Annotated in this window: 2 protein-coding genes; both read right to left on the bottom strand. The window is 58.4% G+C overall.

What is annotated here, in order from left to right:
• Positions 1 to 118: 118 nt before the first annotated feature.
• Complete coding sequence (gene istB / locus AC11W3_RS13895) at positions 119 to 895, bottom strand: IS21-like element helper ATPase IstB (protein ID WP_484093173.1); 777 nt, start codon at positions 893 to 895, stop codon at positions 119 to 121.
• Positions 879 to 1841 (bottom strand): Mu transposase domain-containing protein (locus AC11W3_RS13890; protein ID WP_484093172.1); only part of this gene is annotated, 963 nt, incomplete at its 5' end. The genes istB and AC11W3_RS13890, both read right to left, overlap by 17 nt.

Below are 1841 nucleotides of genomic sequence, written 5' to 3'. Positions count from 1 at the left end.
TGTGGAAGGCGGAGGAAAGCAGAGACGGTGGACGGCCAAAGACTGTGACACTGAGTTTATAAGTGATCTGTTAATGGCAATTTTGTCAACATCTAACTTGTAATCTTCGTTGTGGGGTTCAAATTGGCAGCGGGGGCCATTTTTCTTTTTGCCTGGCTTGGCGTAGGCGATAGCTCTCCCCGTTAGCCTCGATGATGTGGCATCTGTGGGTTAGCCGGTCCAAGAGAGCACCTGTCAGCCGTTCGCATCCCAAGATCGTCGCCCATTGGTCAAAGGGCAGGTTCGAGGTCACGATCAGGCTCTGGTACTCGTAGGCGTGACTGACCACCTCAAAGAGCAGCTCGGCCCTGGCCTTGGAGAACGGGATATAGCCCAGCTCGTCGAGCACGATCAATTCAAGCCCCCGCAGCTGTTTGTGCAGTCGTTGTAAGCGCCGCTCATCCTGGCTTTCCATTAACTCGGTGACCAGATCCATCACGGTATAGAAGCGCACCTTGCGGCCTTGGGAACAGGCCGCAAACGCCAGGGCCGTGGCCAGATGCGTCTTGCCGGTTCCCGGGTTGCCGACCAAGAGCACGTTTTCTTTCCTGTCGACATATTGCCCTCGCGCCAACTCCCGGATCAAAGGCTCGTTGATCGAGGGCTGGGCCTTAAAACTGAAGGTGTCTATTACCTTGACCACGGGGAAGTTTGCCGCGAGGATGCGTCTTTCGGCCGCGCGCTCCTCCCGCCTCAGTGCTTCTCTTTCAGCCAGACGCAGCAAAAAAGTCAAATAGTCCGCGCGCTCCTGCCCGCAGAGCTTGGCAACCGCAGCATACTCCTTGAGCATCGTCGCCAGCTTCAATCTCTTCAAGTAATACTCCAGCAGCACCGTCGGTTTATCGCTGCTGTCCATAGCGTGCCTCCCCAGAGAGCAGCACGCGGTAGGCCGTCAGATCGGGCCGGTCCACCTGCACCCGGCGCAAGTGTTTTTGCCCGTCAAGCAGAAAGCTGCTCGGCTGCAAAGACGGCCGCGGGGATAAGAACTGGGCAATCGCATCGCGGCCGTGAACCCGCATGGCAAGAGCCTTTTCCACGGCCCATTCGAGTCTGCTCATCGGGTAGTCTTCCAGAAGCCTCAGCACCCGGATGAACTCCCGGGTGCCATCGCCCTGCTTTCGCTGCTCGTTCTCCAATCTGCGCCGCAACACGTTAAAGCAATCCGGCAGGTTCAGCTCGGCCATCGGGCGAGCATGATCGATCGCACCGGGCTTTCGTTCCAGCAGCGGCAGGTAATGCAGGTAATTGAAAAACACCCCCTCCTTGCCCCAGGAGCGCCGATGCTCCGCCACCACCGACTGCTTGTGGACCAGCCGCACCCGATCCACATAGCCTTTGACCAGAACCTCGTGATGCGCATAGGCGACGGGCACAGAATAATCGTTGCGGTCAAAGCGGACCAACGATAGCGAGTTGGCCCGGGTGGGCAGCTTCCGGCAGGCATCAAACCCACCGGCCGGAAGCGGCAAAAACGCAGCCCGGTCCTCCGGCAAAAGCTGGCTCTTGGTCCCGCTCTTGCCGCGAAGACACCGCTTGAGATCCTCCCGGCAGGCTTCGGCCAGCTTGAAGTTCAGCTCCTCCAGGCTACTGACCTGCGGCACGGGCACAAGAAAGTTGAGCCGGGTATACTTGACCACGCCCTCCACCACACCCTTCTCATTGGCGCGTCTCACCCGGCAAAAATGCTCCCGAAACAGATAGTGGCTTTGCAGCTTTAAAAAACCGTCGGTAAACCTCCGCTCGCAGGAGCCCAGCACCTGAGAGACCAAGACCTTGCTGTTGTCGTAGCTGATCCGGTTGGG

The organism is Geomonas sp. (assembly GCF_056994735.1).
Note: the sequence above shows the minus strand (reverse complement) of the source record. Positions and strands in the feature narration are given on the sequence as shown.